Below are 580 nucleotides of genomic sequence, written 5' to 3'. Positions count from 1 at the left end.
TTTGAATACCTGGTATACGCTTGGTTATTTCTTTGTTTGCATCGTCTATCAATTTTAACTTCTCATTCTCTTTGTAACCCTTTTGGCCAATTAAAAAATCTAATAAAGTACTATTAGGGTCAAAGAATGTAACAGGAGTAACAGCAATTTTGTCATCTGTTGTAATTTGGATCTGTCCGGATAGTGTAAGTATACTCACAAATCCTTTATCATTTTCGGTATTTACCTTGTAACTAGGCGAAAGTAATTCTGCTTCTACATCATTTTTCGAAAGATTATCCTTTTCTATAATTTTTAAGGGATATGCAGGAATAAGAACCAAATAAGGTTTAATTTGATCTACTGGATTGGAATTATAAAATGCCAGTAGTCTATCATTGATCAGGTTTTCATCATAGTCATTTAAAAACTTATATTTATCTTTTCTTACATCCTTTAATAAACGCTCTGTATTTTCTGCAAATAAAGGGTAAGCATCCACCACAAAGTTCATTTCCTCCTCTCTCCCCTCTTCCAGCAGGCGGTTATTTTCTTCAATCTGTTTTTCAAGCAGGGCATTTACTTTTTCAAAATAACCTTC

1 protein-coding gene is annotated in these 580 nt (G+C 32.6%); it reads right to left on the bottom strand.

Annotation, left to right across the window (positions count from 1 at the left end; translation table 11 throughout):
* Positions 1-580 (bottom strand): hypothetical protein (locus tag HHU12_RS34640; RefSeq protein ID WP_169661234.1); only part of this gene is annotated, 580 nt, incomplete at both ends.

Origin of the sequence: Flammeovirga aprica JL-4, assembly GCF_012844305.1 — a bacterium.
Taxonomy (GTDB): domain Bacteria; phylum Bacteroidota; class Bacteroidia; order Cytophagales; family Flammeovirgaceae; genus Flammeovirga; species Flammeovirga aprica.
This window is presented reverse-complemented; position numbering and strand designations above follow the sequence as displayed.